Consider the following 17,871-nt stretch of genomic DNA (forward strand, 5'->3'; position numbering starts at 1 on the left):
AAGGCGGCGGCCCAAGTAAGGCTGCCGCCCCAAATCTTGGAATACACGCAAACCGTTCGTGCTGAGTAGGGCCTGAGCTTGTCGAAGGCCTGTATCGAAGCATCAGTCCTTCGATACGCCACTTCGACTTCGCTCAGTGGCTACTCAGGACGAACGGAGAGTGAGGCACATCATTCGTCCGAGGGGGGACGATTTCCCATGAAAAATATCATCATATCGGCGGCCGTATTGGCCGTCGCAGGGACGGCCATGTCCACGCCCGTCCGTGCCCAGGAATTTACGCTCAAGCCCGTCGCCGAAGCGCGGTTGCGGTATGAGCAGGTCGATCAGGACGGATTGGCCAAGGAAGCCGACGCCCTGACCGTTCGCGCCCGCGCCGGGTTGATCGCTACCAGCGGCGCGCTGTCAGCGACGGTGGTGGGTCAGGCTACGCTTGCCGTCGTCGATCATTATTATGACGGGCTGAACGGCGCGGCGACCCGACCGCTTGTCGCCGATCCGCAGAATGTCGCGCTCTACATCGCCCAGCTTCAATATAAGGCGACGGCCGTCACCGTGACGGCGGGGCGACAGAGGATCGCGTTCGACGACGAGCGCTTCGTGGGCAATATCGGTTTCCGCGACAATGCGCAGACCTTCGATACGGTGCGTGCCGAACTGACCCCCGCCAAAGGGCTGAAGCTCGACATCGCCTATGCCTGGAGCGTGCGAACGATCTGGGGGGTGGATGGCAGGGGTGCGCGGCAACAGGCGGTAAGCGGCGACAATCTCTTCGCCAATCTCGCCTACGCGACGCCTGTGGGCACGCTGACCGGCTTTGCCTATCTGATCGACCAGGACGAGACCGCCATGCAGGCGTTGCGGCTGTCCAGCCAGACCTATGGCGTGCGGCTGGCGGGATCGCGGGCTTTGTCGAAGACGGCGAAGCTGAGCTATCAGTTCAGCTATGCCAGACAGTCCGACTATCATGCCAATCCCAATGATTATGCGGTGGATTACTGGCTGGCCGATGCAACGGTGGAGGTGAAAGGCTGGAAGCTGAACGGCGGATATGAAGTGCTGGGCGCCAGCAGCGGCCTGCCTTTCACCAGCTTCCAGACGCCGCTCGGCACCAATTTCAAATTTCAGGGCTGGGCCGACAAGTTCCTGACCACGCCAGCCAATGGCGTGCGCGATCTCTATGTTAGCGGCGGCTATGGCTGGACACAGATGGGACCGCTGACCGCCATCGCTCTACAGGCGACGTGGCACCGGTTCGACAGCGACCGGCTGGACCAGCAGTATGGCAATGAGTGGAACCTGATCGCATCTGCAAAAGTGCGGAATACGGCGCTGTCCCTGCGCTACGCCCGCTATGATGCGAAGGCGCTGGCGACCGATACGCAAAAGCTGTGGTTACAGGCCGACTGGTCCATTTGATTGAAAAACGGGCAGAGGAATCACTTGAGCCCGTCGGCGATTGCCCATATGCTGCACTGCAAGGAACAAGGCTGTTCCGCTTACATAGCTGCGACGATCCAGTGACGGATCGTTAGGGCGCAACATGATGGCAAAGCCGCCATCCTGACTCCCGGTTTCAACGCCGGGGGTCAGGATGGCGGCTTTTTCTTTTTCTGGAGTCACGGGCATGAATTTTCAGGACGGGACTGGTTCGGCGGCAGGGAGCGACGCGAGCATCCTCCTACCGTCGGACGATGTACGCGAACATCTGGTGGTCGTCGGCAACGGCATGGCCGGGTGCCGCGCGGTCGAAGAGCTGCTGGCGCGCGATGCGGGGCGCTATCGCATCACCATCTTCGGCGCCGAACCGCATGTGAACTATAACCGCATCATGCTCTCGCCCGTGCTGGCCGGCGAAAAGACGTTCGAAGACATCATCATCAACGATTATGCCTGGTATGCGGACAATCACATTGACCTGATCACTGGCGATCCGGTCTTGGCGATCGATCGCACTGCCAGGACCGTCACGAGCCAGTCGGGTCGCACGACAGGCTATGACAAGCTGCTGATCGCGACCGGATCCGATCCCTTCATCATCCCCGTTCCGGGCAAGGACCTGCCCGGCGTCATCAGCTTTCGCGATATGAAGGATGTCGACACGATGCTGGCGGCGGCCGATGCGGGCGGCCCAAATGGAGAGCCGGGAAGGGCGATCGTGATCGGTGGCGGGCTGCTTGGGCTGGAGGCGGCCCATGGCCTAACCCTGCGCGGCATGAAGGTGACGGTGCTGCACATCATGCCCACGTTGATGGAACGGCAACTGGACGAGGCAGCGGGCTGGCTGCTCAAGACCGCGCTGGAAAGCCGGGGCCAGACCATATTGACCGGCGCCGATACCGCCGAAATCTATGGAGAAGGCAAGGTCGAGGGCATCCGCCTGAAGGACGGACGCGACATTCCCGCCAGTCTGGTCGTCATGGCCGTGGGCATCCGCCCTGCCGTGGCGCTGGCGCGCGAGGCGGGGCTCGACGTCGGGCGCGGGATCAAGGTGGACGATCATATGGTCACCAGTGATCCTGACGTGCTGGCCGTGGGCGAATGTGTGGAGCATGATGGCAATGTCTATGGCCTGGTCGCGCCTCTGTGGGACATGTGCCGCAGCCTGGCCGATGGCCTGACTGACCAGCATAGTGGCTACAAGGGTTCCGTAACCTCCACCAAGCTCAAGGTCGCGGGTCTGGATGTCTTTTCCGCCGGCGACTTTTCGGGCGGCGAAGGCTGCGAGGATATCGTCCTGCGCGACGCATCCCGTGGGGTCTATAAGCGGGTCGTGGTGAAAGAGGACCGCGTGGTCGGCGCGGTGCTTTATGGCGATACGGTCGATGGCGGCTGGTATTTCGACCTGCTGAAAAAGGGCGAGGATATCGCCGATATTCGCGATCTGCTGATCTTCGGTCAGGGTTTCGCCTCGGGAGGAGGCGCGCTGGACCCTAAGGCGGCCGTTGCGGCGCTCTCGGACGATGCCGAGATTTGCGGCTGCAACGGCGTCAGCAAGGGCCAGGTCGTGTCCTGCATCGCCAAGGGATCGCACAGCCTGGACGCCGTCCGCGCCACCTGCAAGGCATCGGCAAGCTGCGGCAGTTGCACCGGCTTGGTCGAACATCTGCTGGCGCTGACGCTGGGCGACGATGTGCAGTCCGGGCCAAAAACCATGTGCAAATGCACCAGCTTCACGCATGACGACGTGCGGCGGGAGATTGTGGCGCAGGATATGCGCTCCATCCCCGAAGTCATGCACAAGATGAACTGGTCCACGCCCGATGGCTGTTCTTCCTGCCGACCGGCGCTCAACTACTATCTGCTCTGCGCGCTGCCCGGCGCATATCTGGACGATCAGCGCAGCCGCTTCGTCAACGAACGGATGCATGCGAACATTCAGAAGGATGGCACCTATTCGGTCGTGCCGCGCATGTGGGGTGGCCTGACCAACCCACGCGAATTGCGGGCCATTGCCGATGTGGTCGAAAAATATGATGCGCCGATGGTGAAGGTCACGGGCGGCCAGCGGCTGGATATTTTCGGTATCAAGAAAGAGGATCTGCCCGCCGTCTGGGCCGACCTCAACGCCGCCGGCATGGTTTCGGGCCATGCCTATGGCAAGTCGTTGCGCACCGTGAAGACCTGCGTGGGAAGCGAATGGTGCCGCTTCGGAACGCAGGATTCGACCGGCCTGGGCGTCAAGACCGAGCGGATGACATGGGGATCGTGGATGCCGCACAAGTTTAAGATCGCGGTATCGGGCTGCCCGCGCAATTGTGCGGAGGCGACGATCAAGGATTTCGGCGTGGTCTGCGTGGATAGCGGCTATGAACTGCACGTCGGCGGCAACGGTGGCATCCATGTCCGCGTCACCGACCTGTTGTGCAAGGTTTCGACCGAGCAGGAGGCGCTGGATTATTGCGGGGCCTTCATCCAGCTTTACCGCGAGGAAGCCCGCTATCTGGAGCGCACCGCGCCTTGGATCGAGCGGGTCGGCGTCGCGTATATCAAGGCGCGCATCGTCGCGGATGATGCAGGCCGCGAGGCGCTGCGCAGCCGCTTCCTCTACGCACAGAGCTTCTCGCAGGATGACCCATGGGCCGAGCGGGCCGCAGGCGCCCATGCGCAGCTGCACCAGCATATCGCGCAAGTGCGCCCGATGGAGACGGTATGATGACCGGAGACTGGCTCGATATCGGTCCGGTGGACCAGGTCACCCCCGGCAACGCCCGCACCTTACCTGTGCGCGGTGGTGCGGAAATCGCGATCTTTCGCACGCTGGACGGCGAATTCCATGCGCTGGTCAATAGCTGCCCGCACAAGAAAGGACCGCTCAGCCAGGGCATCGTCCATGGCGGCGTGGTCGCCTGTCCGCTGCACAACTGGAACATCTCCCTGAAAACCGGCGAGGCGCTGGGTGAGGACAAGGGCTGCGTGCCCGTGATCCCGCTCAAGCTCGATGCTGGGCGCATCTTCCTGCTGCGCTCTGCCGTGATGGGGAAGGCGGCAGCGTGAGCGGGGCTGCGATCCGTACAACCTGCGCCTATTGCGGCGTCGGCTGCGGCATCGCGGCGACGCCCACCAGCCCGCGATCGGTGACGATCAGGGGGGATGAGGCGCATCCGGCCAATAAGGGAAAGCTCTGCTCGAAAGGCACGCATCTGGGCGAGACGGTGGGTCTGGAGGGCCGCTTGTTGCATCCTATGATCGGCAAGCGGCGCGCAAGCTGGGACAAGGCGCTCGACCTCGTCGCAGACCGGTTTCGCGAAACCATCGCACGGCACGGGCCTGACAGCGTGGCCTTTTACGTTTCTGGCCAGTTGCTGACGGAAGATTATTATGTCGCCAACAAGCTGATGAAGGGCTTCATCGGTTCCGGCAATATCGACACCAATTCGCGCCTGTGCATGTCCAGCGCCGTGTCCGGCCACATCCGCGCCTTTGGCGAGGATATCGTGCCCGCCAGCTATGACGATCTGGACGAGGCTGACCTGATCGTGCTGGTCGGGTCCAACACGGCCTGGTGCCACCCGATCGTCCATCAGCGCATTCAGGCGGCCCGTGCCGTTCGGGGCACGAAGTTGGTCGTCATCGACCCGCGCCGCACCGAAACATGCGAGGGCGCGGACCTGCATCTGGCGCTCAGGCCGGGTACGGACGTGGCGCTATTCAACGGCTTGCTGGCATGGATGGATCAGGCCGGGCTGACCGACGCGTCCTTTCTGGCCGATCATGTGAACGCGCCGGACGATTTCTGGAACCATATCCGCACTGGCCACGACCTGTGGACCACCGCAAAGACGTGCGATGTCGCCCCTGCCTTGCTCCAGCAGTTTTTCGAACTCTGCGCCGCGACCCCGCGCACCGTCACGATGTTCAGCCAGGGCATCAACCAGTCGATCCGCGGCACGGATCAGGTGAACGCGATCATGAACGTCCATCTTGCCACGGGCCGTATCGGCAAGCCGGGCGCCGCGCCCTTTTCCATCACCGGCCAGCCCAACGCGATGGGCGGGCGGGAAGTTGGCGGTCTTGCCTCGACCCTTGCCGCGCATATGGATTTCGCGCCCGACAATGTGGCGCGGGTCGGCCGTTTCTGGGCCGCGCCTGCCATCGCGACGAAGCCGGGCCTGAAAGCGGTCGATCTGTTCCGCTCTATCGGCGAAGGCCGGATCAAGGCGCTATGGGTGATCGCCACCAACCCCGCGGTTTCGCTTCCCGACGCCGGCCGGGTGCGGGAAGCGCTGGAGCGCTGCCCTTTCGTCGTGGTGTCGGACGTGGTCGCCCAAACCGATACCAGCGCCCACGCCCATATTCGCCTCCCCGCCGCCGGCTGGGGCGAGAAGGATGGCACCGTCACCAATTCGGATCGCACCATCAGCCGCCAGCGGCCCTTTTTGGCTTTGCCTGGGGAAGCGAAGCCCGACTGGTGGATCGTCAAGGAAGTTGCGCGACGCATGGGGTGGCATAGCGCCTTCGCCTATGACCGGCCCGCCGACATCTGGCGCGAGCATGCCCGCCTGACCGCGTATCAGAATGATGGCGCACGCTTGCTCAACCTGCGTCGCCACGCCACCATCGGCAACGACGCCTATGACGCGATGATGCCGTTTCGTTGGGGAGGGACCCCCTTCGCCGACGCGCGCTTCCCGACCCCGGACGGCAAGTCGCGTCTTGTGCCGGTGCGGCAAATGGACCTTCAGCCCCCGCTGCGCGACTGGCCTATGACCCTCAATACGGGGCGCTATCGCGACCAGTGGCATACGATGACGCGCACTGGCCTGTCGCCCAGGCTTGCCCGCCATCGCGAGGAGCCACTGGTGGAAATCCATGCCGACGATGCCGCCGCCCTGGGCCTTGCCGATCGCGATCTGGCGCGCGTATCGACGCCGCAGGGCGACAGCCTCTTTCGCGTGGCGATAAGCGACGGCCAGCGACCGGGCGAAATCTTCACGCCCATTCACTGGACCGATCAGACCAGCAGCGGCGGTCGCACCGGCCTGTTGCCCCGCCCGCTGGTCGATCCACATTCCGGCCAGCCCGGCTTCAAGACCACGCCTGCCGCCCTTGCAAAGGTCGCGACGGAATGGAAGGGCTTTGTGATCCTGCGCGGACAGGCGTCCGTGAAGATGCCCTGCCTTTGGGCGACGCGCATTACCGTGGCCGGTGGCGCGCTCTACGAGATCGCGGGCAATGGTGACGCGGCGCGGATGGAATCCTGTCTTCCGGCCGGTGATCGGGTCGAGGCGATCGACCGGACGCGCGGCACCCGCCGCGTCGCCATCATCCGCGACGGGCGGCTGGCCGCTATACTGTTCATCACGCGATCTGGCCTGCTGCCCTCGCGCGACTGGCTGATCGGGCAACTGGACGCAAAGGAGGTCGGCGCCTCGGTGCTGGCGGCGCGGGGACCGGGCAAGCAGGTCGACAAGGGGCCGACCATCTGTGTCTGCTTCGACATTGGCCTCAACCAGATCATGGCGGCCATTGCCGACCAGCAACTGGTCGATGTGCCCGCCATCGGACAGGCGATCGGCGCCGGGACCAATTGCGGATCCTGCCGTCCCGCCCTGTCCAACATCCTCGCCCGGATTCCGCAGGAGACGATCGATGCCGCAGAATGAACTCATCGCTCCAGGCGAGGTCTGGCTCGTGGGGGCCGGCCCCGGCGATCCCGACCTGCTGACGCGCAAGGCCGAAAGGTTGATCCTGGCGGCGGATGTCATCTTTTACGACGCGCTGGTCGGTCCCGGCATATTGGACCTTATCCCGTCGGGTACGGCGCGGATCAGCGTCGGCAAACGCGCGGGCCGCCATAGCAAGGCGCAAGAGAATATCGACGACATGCTGGTGGAGGCCGGCCTGTCGGGCAAGCGCGTGGTGCGGCTGAAGGGCGGCGACCCCGCCATGTTCGCGCGCGCGACCGAGGAACTGACGGCTGTGCGCGCCGCGGGGCTGTGCGTGCGCATCTGCCCCGGCGTCACCGCAGCCAGCGCCGCTGCGGCATCCGCGGGCATATCCCTGTCGCTGCGCGGCATAGCGCGACGCGTGCAATTCATCACTGCGCACAGCCGGGCCGGTCAGGCGCTCGATCTGGACTGGCAGGCGCTGGCCGATCCGGCCTGCACGCTCGCCGTCTATATGGGGCGGGACGCGGCCCCAACACTCAGCCGTGCGCTGATCGCGGCGGGCCTGCCGGGATCGACGCCTGCGTTGATAGCCTGTGATGTGTCGCTGCCGCAGGAACAGATGCTGCGCACCCGGCTGGACCTGCTGCCCATCGTGGCGAAGAGCTTTGCGAAAGATCGTCCAACCTTGCTGCTGATCGGCGAAGCCGTCGGCCAGAGCAATATCGCCATGCCGGCCGACCCGCTGATTGCGGCGTTCCGAAAATGCTAGAGCGATTACGGAACCTGCCCGCGATCGAGGCTGTCTAATCTAGTATGAGAAATAGATCGACGCGACCTACAACATGCCTGCATCGGCGGATGCGTTGCGGATCAGCGCCAGCATCTTCAGCCGGGCTTCCTCGCCTTCGCCGCGCATGATGGCGTCGAATACGGCGTCATGGTCGGGCATCGGGTCGCGCGATTCCTTGCGCTCGTCGCGGGCGAAGCGGGTGGTCCAGGCGACCACCGCCGTAACCGACGTGGCCAGGGTGGTTAGCGATTCGTTGCGCGTCGCCAGCAGGATCAGGCGATGGAAACTCTGGTCCGCGGCGCGCCCCTCCACTGTTTGCAGCCCGAACCGGCGCATTTCTTCCAAAGCATGGCCCATGCGGGAAATATCCTGCCCGTCCCGCCGCAACGCGGCGAATTGCGCCGCCGCCGGCTCCACCACGATGCGCAGTTCAAATATGTCCCGCAGGAATTGCGGCGTTGGTCCCGCCTCGAACATCCAGGCGAGCACGTCCAGGTCCAGCATGTTCCACCGCAGCCGCTCGTTGATCCGGGTGCCGCTTTTGGTGCGGCTATAGACCAGCCCCTTGGCTGACAAAACGCGGACGGCCTCGCGATAGGCGGTGCGGGACACGCCCTGTTCGGCGCTGTACCGCTCCTCGCCCGGCAAAATGTCGCCCGGCTGATAACGGCCGCCGACGATCGCAACCCCCAGATCATGGGCGATCCGGTCATGCACCGCGCGTTGGGGCGGATTGGACGGGCGGGAGAGGGGGTGGTCGTCATCCTGTATCATCCCGCCTTGGTCACCCTTACCACCCTGGCCGTCAAGACCGATCGGCCGGGTCTGTATATTTGGTATGAGGAAAAACGCCGATTTTGGGCGTCATCCCATTACTCCGTCAAATTATGGCTTGAAACCCGTTTCAACACACGTCATCTAGTATGAGAAATAAAAACGACTCAGAGGGGATGCTTCGATGAAATATGGCGTGCAACTGTCCATCTCGCTGTTCGCGCTGGCGGCGGCGCAAGCAGCGGCGGCCCAGACCGGCACAGGTCAGGCGGCCGAAAGCGCGAGCGATGGCGACATCATCGTCACCGGGATGCGCGCCAGCCTGTCGTCGGCCCAGAACATCAAACGCAACGCGCAGCAACTGGTCGATTCCGTCGTAGCGGAGGATATCGGCAAGCTGCCCGACAATAATGTTGTGGAGGCGCTCCAGCGCGTGCCCGGCATCCAGGTGTCGCCCCGCGCCCGCGGCGAATCCGCCACGGTGTTGATCCGTGGCCTTCCCGACGTGGTGACGCTGGTCAACGGCCGCAACATCTTCAGCACCACCGGTCGATCGCTGTCCCTGGCGGATGTGCCCGCCGACCTTGTCTCCGGCGTGGACGTGTACAAGTCCCGGTCGGCCGATCAGCTGGAAGGGGGCATCGCCGGCCTCATCAACGTCCGCACCCGCCGCCCCTTCGACTTCAAGGGCTTCGAATTCGCGCTGGCGGGCCGGGAAGTCTATAGCGAGCAGCCCGACCGGATCGATCCCTATGCCAGCGCGCTCATCAGCAACCGCTGGTCGACCGGCATCGGCGAGATCGGCGCGCTTGTCAGCCTCTCCTACCACAAGACCCGCTATCGCGACCAAACCATCTACAGCGGCGGCTATTTCGGCTATAATCTGGACAACAGCCGTGCGCCCTACACGCCCGGCGTCCCGCTCGACCCGCGTGGGACCAGCCCGACCGATCCAAAGGTGTTCCGCACCGACGTCATCGGCGCCTTCGACCGGATCGGCACGCGCACGCGCCCGGCGGTCAACGCCACGCTGCAATGGGCGCCGGACGACCGGCTGACCATCCACGCCGACGGCCTCTTCTACGGCTATCGCGAGCGCGGCAACAGCAATCAGAATTTCACCTCGACGAACGGCGCTCTGCTTGCACCGCTGGTCTTCGTGGACGATACCAAGCTGGTCCAGTCGCTCAGCATCGCCAATGGCCGCGTCGCCAATTTCGGCGGCGCCTACCAGAACAAGGCGGACCGTTGGCAAGGCGCGCTGGGCGCCGACTGGACCAGCGGCGACTGGAAAGCCTCGACCGAGTTGTCCTATACCCGGTCAAAAGCCACCGATATCGGCAATAATCTGGATATCGACTTCATCGCCTCGCGCACCGACGCGGTGTTCAACGATGGATCGGGCGCGCCCTATTTCACCCTGCCCAATGACGACATCGCCGATCCCTCGCGCTATTATCTCTCGCGTCTGTCCACCACCCGCACGGTTGGCGACGGCAAGGAGCTGGCCTGGCGCGGCGACCTGTCCTACCGCTCGCCTTTTCTTATCTTTTCCGGCCTCGACGCGGGCGTCCGCCTCAGCCAGCGCGACGCGAAGTCGGACAGCTTCACCCAGACGATCAACTGCTCCGCGACCGGCGCAGTCAAATGCTACAGCATCAAGGCGGCGAGCCTGCCTGGCCTGATGACGGTGACCCCCGGCGACTTCTACGCCGGCACCCGCCAGTTCGTGCGCCAATGGGCGACGCCGACCACCGATTATCTGCTGAACAATATCGGGTCGCTGCGCCAGTTGTTCGGCCTTGCGCCGGGCGACCCGGCCTTTCAGGACACCCAGCATTTCGACATCGAGGAAAAGAACTATGCAGGCTACGGCCAGGCCAATGTCGAGATCGGCCGACTGGACGGCCAGATCGGCGTCCGCGTCATCCGCACGGACATCACCTCCAACGCCTTCCTGGTCCTGCGCGGCGCGACGTCGCCGGTCACCATCCGCAACAAGAGCACCGACATCCTCCCCAGCCTGGCGCTGCGCTACAAGCTCAAGGACAATCTCTTCCTGCGCTTCGCCGCCAGCAAGACGATCACCCGCCCCAGCTTCGCGCAGCTCAATCCCGCGCTGACCCTGACCCCGCCGGTGCCGGGGCAACAGCCCTTCGGCCGCGGCTCCAGCGGCAATGCGGACTTAAAGCCCATCCGGTCGGACAATTACGACCTGTCGCTCGAATGGTATATCGATCGGTCCAGCTCGATCACCGCGACGATCTTCCGCCGCGACGTCACCGGCTTCATCCAGTCGGTGACCAGCAATTTCGACATCGACTATCTGGGCGCGGACAACGGCGTCTATCAGATTACCCGGCCGGAAAATTCCGGGTCCGGCAAGCTACAGGGGATCGAGGGCGGCTTCACTGTCTTTCCCAAGGGGCTGCCGACCTGGCTCGACGGCATCGGCATCAGCGCCAACGGCACCTATATCGATGGCAAGAACAAGGCGCTCTCGCCGCTGCCGGGCGTCACCGGCTTTATGGACATCCCGTTCCAGAACGTGTCCAAATATTCCGCAACCGGCACCTTCATCTATGAAAAGGGCGGCTTTTCCGCCCGCGCCTCCTATGTCTGGCGCGACACCTATAATGCCGGTCTCCATTTCACCGGCGTCAATCCCAATTTCATCACCAACGGCCAGATCAGCAATCTTGACCTGTCCGTCTCTTATGAGATCAATCCCAACTTCACCATCGTCGCCGATGCGACCAACATACTCAAAAATCTCTACCAGACCTCGTTCAACGATCCCGGCCTCTACCCGCGCGACACCGTTCTCTACACGCGCACTTTCGCCATCGGGTTCCGGGCGAAGATCTGATGTTCCTATCGAGAGGATGCCATATGACGATTTCCAGGGTGCTCGCTTCGCTGTCCGTGCTGATGGCGTTGCCCCATGCGGCTCAAGCCCAGGCGCAGGAGGCGAGACAGGTCGCGATCAGCGTGGACGCGGCCAAGCCGGTGGGCAAGCTGCCCCCGGTCTGGCGCTTCTTCGGCGCGGACGAACCCAATTATGCGACCATGAAGGACGGCCGCAAGCTGCTCGTCGAACTGGGCGAGTTGAAGAAGGGGCAGGTCTATTTCCGCGCCCATAATCTGCTCAGCAGCGGAGACGGCACGGCCGCCTTCAAATGGGGCAGCACCAACGCCTATACCGAGACGAAGGACGGCAAGCCGGTCTATAACTGGGCCATCGTCGACGGCATCATCGACGCCTATCTGGAACAGGGCATCCGTCCCTATCTCCAGATCGGCTTCACCCCCGAAGCGATGGCCAACGCCCCGGCCGGCACCCCCTACCGCCATAGCTGGCGGCCGGGTTTCGCCTATAATCTGATCGCCACGGGCTGGACCTACCCGCCCAAGGATTATGAGAAATGGGCCGAACTGGTCCACCAATGGACGCTACATAACATCGAACGCTATGGCCGGGCTGAGGTCGAGAAATGGTATTTCGAGGTCTGGAACGAACCCAACAGCGCCTTCTATTGGAGCGCCAGCCCGGAAGAGTTCTACAAGCTGCACGACTATGCCATTGCCGCCGTACGCAAGGCGCTGCCGACGGCGCGCGTCGGCGGCCCGGATGTCGCGGGGCCGGGCGGCAGCTTCATGGACGGTTTCCTCAAACATGTGTCGTCGGGCAAGAATTATGCGACCGGCCAGACCGGCACGCCCACCGACTTCCTGTCCTTCCATGCCAAGGGGCGGCCGACCTTCGTTGACGGCCATGTCCGCATGGGCATCGCCACCCATCTGCGCGAAACCGACGGCGGCTTCACCAAAGTCCTGTCGATCCCCTCGCTCGCCAATAAGCCGGTCGTGATCGGGGAAAGCGACCCCGAAGGCTGCGCCGCCTGTCCGGGACCGGCCAACGCCTATCGCAACGGCACCATGTATTCCAGCTACACCGCCGCCAGCTTCGCGCGCATCTGGGAACTGGCCGAAAGGCGGAAGGTCAATCTGGAAGGCGTCGTGTCCTGGTCTTTCGAGTTCGAAGACCAGCCCTGGTTCGCGGGCTATCGCCAGCTATCGACCAATGGCGTCGACCTGCCGGTCCTGAACGTCTTCCGCCTCTTCGCGCAGCTAGGCGAAACCAAGCTGGCCACCACCAACAATGCGCAAGTGCCGCTGGACGTGCTGATGAAGGACGGTGTGCAGGGGGACGCGGACATCGGTTCCATCGCCACCCGCACCGCAGATGGCAAAATTGCGCTGCTCGTCTGGCACTATCATGACGACGATGTCGCTGGACCGGACGCGCAGATCAAGCTCAGCCTGAATGGCATCAAGGGCAAGCCCGCGCAGGCGAAGCTGTGGCGGGTCGATGGCGATCATGCCAACGCCTTTTCCGCCTGGAAGACAATGGGGTCGCCCCAATCCCCTGACCAGGACCAGTATAAGTTGCTGGAAGCCGCATCGGTCATGCACGCGGAAACGCTGCCTGTCACGCCAGGCCAACGCAATGCCGCCAGCATCGACCTGCGCCTGCCACGCCAGGGCGTCGCCCTGATCGTCCTCGACGGCCAGTAAGGGCAAGCAGGTGGAGGCCATGACACGGGCGGGGCGCCGGCTCTACGCGGGACGCTGGGCGATCGCGGCGATGATTACCGTCGCCATCGCCATCAGCTATCTCGATCGCCAGACCCTGCCCTGGGCGATCAAATATATTGAGGCCGACATCCCGATCGGCAACCAGACCAAGGCGTTCCTCGATTCCGCCTTTCTCGCCACCTATGGCCTCATGTATCTGGGCGGCGGCTGGCTGCTGGATCGGTGGGGCACCCGGCGCGGATTTCTGGCGATCATGATCTTCTGGTCGCTCGCCTGCGCCAGCCATGGGTTGGCGGGCGGCATCGCGGCGCTGGTGGTCAGCCGGTTGCTGCTGGGCGTAGGGGAGGGCGGGGGCTTCCCCGCCGCCACCCGCGCCATCGCCGAATGGTTTCCGCCGGAACGCCGCGCCGCCGCCATGGGCCTGGTCAATGCCGGGACAGCGGTCGGCGCAGTCATCGCCCCGCCATTGATCGCGGGCATATTGGCCTATGGCGACTGGTTCGGCCTGTCGAGCTGGCGCTGGGTCTTCTTTATCACGGGCGGCTTCGGTCTCGGCTGGGCGCTCTGGTGGTTCGCGACCTATCGCACGCCGCCGGCTCTCGACACCGACACCCACGAAGCGGAATATCCGGCCCCGACCATCGCCATGCTGCTGGCGCGCCGCGAAGTGCGCGGCCTGGTCGCCGCAAAATTCCTCAGTGACGGCGCCTGGTATTTCTACCTCTTCTGGCTGCCCAAATATCTGTTCGAAGCGCATGGTTTCGACCTGAAGCAGGCCGCAACGATCGGCTGGATACCCTATGCCGCATCGGGCGTAGGCAGCCTGTGCGGCGGATGGCTCTCCAGTCGTCTCCTCTCGTCCGGTCGCTCCGTCGACGCCGCGCGCAAGATCGCCCTGGCCTTAAGCGCCGCCTGCATGCCCTGGGTCATGCTCGCGCCCACGACCGGGTCGATCGCCGCGATCATCGCGATCTTCAGCCTCGCTTTCTTCGGCCAGCAAAGCTGGTCCACCCTCGTCATGACCCTGCCGACCGACCTCGCCCCGCGCAGCGCGCTGGGCCGCCTTGCCGGGCTGGTAGGGCTGGGCGGCGCCTTTGGCGGCATTGTCATGGGGCAGGCTGCGGGCTGGGCGCTCGACGCCGGGCTGGGCTACACCCCGGTCCTCACCGTGGCCGCGACCCTGCACTTGATCGCCTTCGCGCTGATCTGCCTGTCCATCCCCCGCATTTCCCGTCTTACCTTCCTGCGAAAGGCCGTTCCTTGAAAATCACCGAAATCCGCACCCGCGTCGTCCAGTGGGAAGGCGACACCGTGCCGCTGCCGCCGCATTTCTGCACCAACCCGATGGACCTTGTTTCGCCAATGCTGTCGCCCGAAACCATGGGCACCTTCACCTTCCATGGCTGGCTGATCGTGGAAATCTTCACCGACGCAGGGCTGGTCGGCATCGGCAACGCCGCGCTCGCCCCGCTCGTCACCAAGCAGATGATCGATCAATATCTCGCACCCCTGCTGATCGGCCAGAACCCATGGGACAGCGAGTTTCTGTGGCAGCATATGTATCGCAAGACCATGGCCTTCGGCCGCAAGGGCGTCGCCCTGGTCGCCATCTCCGCGCTCGACATCGCGATCTGGGACTTGATGGGCAAATCCGCGAAACAGCCCGTCTTCCGTCTGTTGGGTGGACGCACGAAAGCAAAGATCCCGGTCTATGCCAGCCGCCTCTATTCGATTCCCTTGGAGGAATTGGCGCGGGAAGCCGCCGCCTATAAGGCGCAGGGCTATAAGGCGATGAAGCTGCGCTTTGGCTGGGGGCCGATCGATGGCGCCGCGGGCATGGCGCGCAACGTCGAACTGATCCGCACCGTGCGCGAAACCGTGGGTGAAGAGATCGACATCATGGCCGACGCCTATATGGGCTGGAGCCTGGATTACGCCAAGCGCATGATGCGCCTCATCGAACCCTTCAACCTGCGCTGGCTGGAGGAAGCGATCATCCCCGACGACATTAACGGCTATCACGAACTGCGCCGCTTCGGCGCCACGCCGATCGCCGCGGGGGAGCATGAGTTCACCAGCTACGGCTTCCGCCAGATGATCGAAGCCAAGGCGCTGGATTATTTCCAGTTCGACACCAACCGCGTCGGCGGCATCACCGCCGCGCGCAAGATCCAGGCGCTGGCCGAGGCCTATTCCATCCCCGTCGTCCCCCATGCCGGGCAGATGCATAATTATCATGTCGTGATGGCCAGCCTGAACAGCCCCATCGCCGAATATTTCCCGATGGTGGATGTCGAGGTCGGCAACGAACTTTTCTGGTATATTTTCAAGGGCGAGCCGCAGGCGGTGGACGGCTATATCGATCTGGACGACAACCTCCCCGGCCTGGGCCTAGAAATAGACGAGGCCGCTCTCTCGCGCTTCAAGGTGATCGGATGACGAACATGAAAATCGCGGTTCTGGGACTCGGCATCATGGGGTCCGGCATGGCCCGGCAATTGCTCGCCGCCGGGTTCGACGTGACGGTGTGGAACCGCAGCCGCGAAAAAGCCGCGGCACTGGGGGACGCCGGTGCGCGCGTTGCCGGAACGCCGGCCGACGCGGCGACCGGCGCAGCGATCGTCGTCGCCATGCTGGCCAATGATGATGTATCGCGGTCCGTCTGGACCGGCGAGGACGGCGCGCTTGCCGTCATGGATCAAGGCGCCATCGCGATCGAATCCAGCACCCTGACCGGCGACTGGGTGTTCGAACTCGCGCGGGAAGCCGTTGCGCGTGGCGTGCGCTTCATCGAAGCCCCGGTCACAGGCAGCCGCGACCAGGCGGCGCAGGGTATGCTTCGCTTCCTCGTCGGCGGCGACGCCGCTACGATCGACGCCGCTCGCCCAGCCTTCGACGCCATGGGGAGCGCGCTCGTCCATCTCGGCCCGGTCGGCAGCGCGGCGACGGTCAAGCTCGCCAACAACTTCCTGTGCGGTGTCCAGGCCGCCAGCCTCGCCGAAGCGATCGCCCTGTTCGAAAAACATGGCCTGGACGTGGAGCAGGCGATGGCCATCCTGTTCGACGGCGCGCCCGCCAGCCCGATGGTCAAGGGCGTTGGCCGCAGGATGCTCGATCGCGACTATGCGCCGCATTTTCTGGTGCCGTTGATGGCCAAGGATCTGGGCTATGCCGCGCAGGCGCTGGCCGATGTCGGCATCACCTCCGCCATAGCCCAAGCGGCGAGGCAACGCTTCGTGGAGGCGGATGCGGCAGGCGAGGGGCATCGCGACATAGCAGCGATCGTGGAGCCGCTCAGAGGCGCTTGATCGAAGCATGGATATCCTTCCGGCAGGCCGCGCCCCGCTCTCCACGTCAGCCGCGCATCATCGGCAACCATCCTGCGCGGTCGCCCGCGCCAATCCTGCTTGCATTCCAGTTGGGGTCGCGGCACCCAGCCGGGATGCACACAGAGAATGATCTGGAAACGACGCTGCTCGGCCCCGTCCTCCCCGACCGGGCGTGTGGCGATTGTACGATGTGTTGCACCATTCTCACTGTGGATACGCCCGATTTCCAGAAACCGGCTGGGGTTGGCTGTACGCACCTGACCGCTCACGGATGCAGCATCCATGCCGTGCGTCCCCCTATTTGCCGGACCTGGTTCTGCGCCTGGCGCAGAATCGCCGCCATGCCCGAACAGGCTCGTCCAGACCGGTCCGGCATTTTGGTCTCGCTCGATTTTGTCCGCGAACCGCGTAATTGCTTCGAGGGCGTATCGATCATGGTCCGCCTGCTCCCCGGAAGCGAGGCGATAGAAAATGGCATCGCCCAGGCCATTCTCGACAGCCTTTGTGATCGGTTTGTGCCTGTCTGGTTCAGCGACGGCGCCAAGAAGATGTTGATGCACCCCGACAATGATGTGGCCACCTTCGTCCTGTCAGGCGGCGCTGCGCCTGCGCATTTGAGAGCCGAGGTGGCAGCTTGGCGAGAGCGATACTCTGTGTTTGCGACGAAGGGTTAGCGGACGGACCGGAACTCGACGATGGCAAGGAAAATGCGGATCTGGTCGAATGTCGGCGTACCGGGCGAATTCATTGTTCCACTTTCTCGAACGAATAAGCCTGCTTCATCCCTCTGCGTAGAATTTCTGGGCGTCGCCTGTCCAGTCGCCGACAATAGCGGCCTCGTCCTGTCTGGATGTCGCAGCGTTCATCCACGCATTTATACCGACCGCTTCGCCCTGATCGACAAGTTCCATTGGCTTGGCCGCAACTTTGGTTTATGGCGACGATCGAAGGCCTGGCTTGCCGGGTCTTCGATGATCGCGCCGGTGCCCCGCGAGGGGCTTAATCGGGAATGTGGTGCGGGCGTTTCGCCCAAATCCACGGCTGTCCCTGCAACTGTAAGCGGATAGCGCGATGCACAGGCGTCCTTGGCGACAAGGCCGCAGCCACTGGAACCCCGCCTGCCAGGCGGACCGGGAAGGCGTGCATCAAGCTGTGACCCGTGAGCCAGGAGACCTGCCGGCGCACTGGTCGCTCTTGCCTTGGTCCAGGGGATGGTCATGGCACGGTAACTCTCCGTCTGAGCGACGAACTGTGCGGCTGGGGCCGC

The 17,871-nt window shown here is 63.8% G+C and carries 14 protein-coding genes and 1 riboswitch; of the genes, 11 read left to right on the forward strand and 3 right to left on the reverse strand.

The genetic code is table 11. The annotated features are described in order from the left end of the window. Positions 1-198 precede the first annotated feature (198 nt). Positions 199-1,419, forward strand: a complete 1,221-nt coding sequence (locus CEQ44_RS22635; RefSeq protein ID WP_088183405.1) for an alginate export family protein — start codon at positions 199-201, stop codon at positions 1,417-1,419. On the opposite strand, the gene CEQ44_RS24155 is transcribed toward CEQ44_RS22635, so the two are convergent. Then, positions 1,396-1,629 (reverse strand): hypothetical protein, encoded by a 234-nt coding sequence (locus CEQ44_RS24155; protein ID WP_140419302.1) that lies wholly within the window; start codon positions 1,627-1,629, stop codon positions 1,396-1,398. The genes CEQ44_RS22635 and CEQ44_RS24155 overlap by 24 nt on opposite strands. Here CEQ44_RS24155 and nirB point away from each other — a divergent pair. The 4 genes from nirB to cobA are packed head-to-tail and all read left to right on the forward strand — an operon-like array spanning position 1,628 to position 7,881. Then, a complete protein-coding gene (gene nirB, locus CEQ44_RS22640; protein ID WP_088183406.1) occupies positions 1,628-4,156 on the forward strand; it encodes a nitrite reductase large subunit NirB in 2,529 nt (842 codons plus the stop codon). The genes CEQ44_RS24155 and nirB overlap by 2 nt on opposite strands. After that, the gene (gene nirD, locus CEQ44_RS22645; protein WP_088183475.1) at positions 4,156-4,497 is read left to right on the forward strand and encodes a nitrite reductase small subunit NirD; all 342 of its coding nucleotides are present in this window, start codon (positions 4,156-4,158) and stop codon (positions 4,495-4,497) included. The genes nirB and nirD overlap by 1 nt, the downstream gene beginning before the upstream one ends. Beyond that, positions 4,494-7,106, forward strand: a complete 2,613-nt coding sequence (locus CEQ44_RS22650; RefSeq protein WP_088183407.1) for a nitrate reductase — start codon at positions 4,494-4,496, stop codon at positions 7,104-7,106. Before nirD ends, CEQ44_RS22650 begins: the two co-directional genes overlap by 4 nt. Continuing rightward, entirely contained in the window at positions 7,093-7,881 is a 789-nt protein-coding gene (gene cobA, locus CEQ44_RS22655; RefSeq protein ID WP_088183408.1) for a uroporphyrinogen-III C-methyltransferase, read from the forward strand. Before CEQ44_RS22650 ends, cobA begins: the two co-directional genes overlap by 14 nt. Positions 7,882-7,947: 66 nt before the next feature. On the opposite strand, the gene CEQ44_RS22660 is transcribed toward cobA, so the two are convergent. Then, positions 7,948-8,676 (reverse strand): FadR/GntR family transcriptional regulator, encoded by a 729-nt coding sequence (locus CEQ44_RS22660; RefSeq protein ID WP_088183409.1) that lies wholly within the window; start codon positions 8,674-8,676, stop codon positions 7,948-7,950. 184 nt (positions 8,677-8,860) lie between these two features. Between CEQ44_RS22660 and CEQ44_RS22665 the strand changes: the two genes are divergently transcribed. From CEQ44_RS22665 to CEQ44_RS22690, 6 genes are all read left to right on the forward strand, one after another. Further along, positions 8,861-11,545, forward strand: a complete 2,685-nt coding sequence (locus tag CEQ44_RS22665) for a TonB-dependent receptor (RefSeq protein WP_088183410.1) — start codon at positions 8,861-8,863, stop codon at positions 11,543-11,545. A 23-nt stretch (positions 11,546-11,568) separates the two neighbouring features. Beyond that, positions 11,569-13,254 carry a beta-xylosidase gene (locus tag CEQ44_RS22670; RefSeq protein ID WP_088183411.1) on the forward strand — a complete coding sequence of 562 codons (1,686 nt, stop codon included), beginning with the start codon at positions 11,569-11,571 and terminating at the stop codon, positions 13,252-13,254. 19 nt (positions 13,255-13,273) lie between these two features. Further along, a complete protein-coding gene (locus CEQ44_RS22675; protein WP_254913670.1) occupies positions 13,274-14,539 on the forward strand; it encodes an MFS transporter in 1,266 nt (421 codons plus the stop codon). Next, on the forward strand, positions 14,536-15,714 hold the full coding sequence (locus tag CEQ44_RS22680) for an L-rhamnonate dehydratase (RefSeq protein WP_088183412.1): 1,179 nt from the start codon (positions 14,536-14,538) through the stop codon (positions 15,712-15,714). The genes CEQ44_RS22675 and CEQ44_RS22680 overlap by 4 nt, the downstream gene beginning before the upstream one ends. Further along, positions 15,711-16,583, forward strand: coding sequence for an NAD(P)-dependent oxidoreductase (locus CEQ44_RS22685; RefSeq protein WP_140419303.1), 873 nt, complete (start codon positions 15,711-15,713; stop codon positions 16,581-16,583). The genes CEQ44_RS22680 and CEQ44_RS22685 overlap by 4 nt, the downstream gene beginning before the upstream one ends. Positions 16,584-16,717: 134 nt before the next feature. Then, positions 16,718-17,278, forward strand: coding sequence for a zinc/iron-chelating domain-containing protein (locus CEQ44_RS22690; RefSeq protein ID WP_088183413.1), 561 nt, complete (start codon positions 16,718-16,720; stop codon positions 17,276-17,278). Between the two features lie 105 nt (positions 17,279-17,383). Here the strand turns inward: CEQ44_RS22690 and CEQ44_RS25195 are convergent, their stop codons facing one another. Then, the gene (locus CEQ44_RS25195; protein WP_256960055.1) at positions 17,384-17,515 is read right to left on the reverse strand and encodes a hypothetical protein; all 132 of its coding nucleotides are present in this window, start codon (positions 17,513-17,515) and stop codon (positions 17,384-17,386) included. 53 nt (positions 17,516-17,568) lie between these two features. Further along, positions 17,569-17,800: riboswitch (cobalamin riboswitch) on the forward strand. The last annotated feature ends 71 nt before the right edge of the window (positions 17,801-17,871 follow it).

This window comes from Sphingobium sp. Z007, from assembly GCF_900013425.1.
GTDB lineage: Bacteria > Pseudomonadota > Alphaproteobacteria > Sphingomonadales > Sphingomonadaceae > Sphingobium.

Excerpts from the sequence above, each read along its gene's own strand:
- nirB (WP_088183406.1), top strand. The coding sequence starts at position 1,628 with ATGAATTTTCAGGACGGGACTGGTTCGGCGGCAGGGAGCGACGCGAGC.
- CEQ44_RS22685 (WP_140419303.1), top strand. The coding sequence starts at position 15,711 with ATGACGAACATGAAAATCGCGGTTCTGGGACTCGGCATCATGGGGTCC.
- CEQ44_RS22690 (WP_088183413.1), top strand. The coding sequence starts at position 16,718 with ATGCACACAGAGAATGATCTGGAAACGACGCTGCTCGGCCCCGTCCTC.
- CEQ44_RS24155 (WP_140419302.1), bottom strand. The coding sequence starts at position 1,629 with ATGCCCGTGACTCCAGAAAAAGAAAAAGCCGCCATCCTGACCCCCGGC.
- CEQ44_RS22635 (WP_088183405.1), top strand. The coding sequence starts at position 199 with ATGAAAAATATCATCATATCGGCGGCCGTATTGGCCGTCGCAGGGACG.
- CEQ44_RS22660 (WP_088183409.1), bottom strand. The coding sequence starts at position 8,676 with ATGATACAGGATGACGACCACCCCCTCTCCCGCCCGTCCAATCCGCCC.
- CEQ44_RS22665 (WP_088183410.1), top strand. The coding sequence starts at position 8,861 with ATGAAATATGGCGTGCAACTGTCCATCTCGCTGTTCGCGCTGGCGGCG.
- cobA (WP_088183408.1), top strand. The coding sequence starts at position 7,093 with ATGCCGCAGAATGAACTCATCGCTCCAGGCGAGGTCTGGCTCGTGGGG.
- CEQ44_RS25195 (WP_256960055.1), bottom strand. The coding sequence starts at position 17,515 with ATGGAACTTGTCGATCAGGGCGAAGCGGTCGGTATAAATGCGTGGATG.
- CEQ44_RS22675 (WP_254913670.1), top strand. The coding sequence starts at position 13,274 with ATGACACGGGCGGGGCGCCGGCTCTACGCGGGACGCTGGGCGATCGCG.
- nirD (WP_088183475.1), top strand. The coding sequence starts at position 4,156 with ATGACCGGAGACTGGCTCGATATCGGTCCGGTGGACCAGGTCACCCCC.
- CEQ44_RS22670 (WP_088183411.1), top strand. The coding sequence starts at position 11,569 with ATGACGATTTCCAGGGTGCTCGCTTCGCTGTCCGTGCTGATGGCGTTG.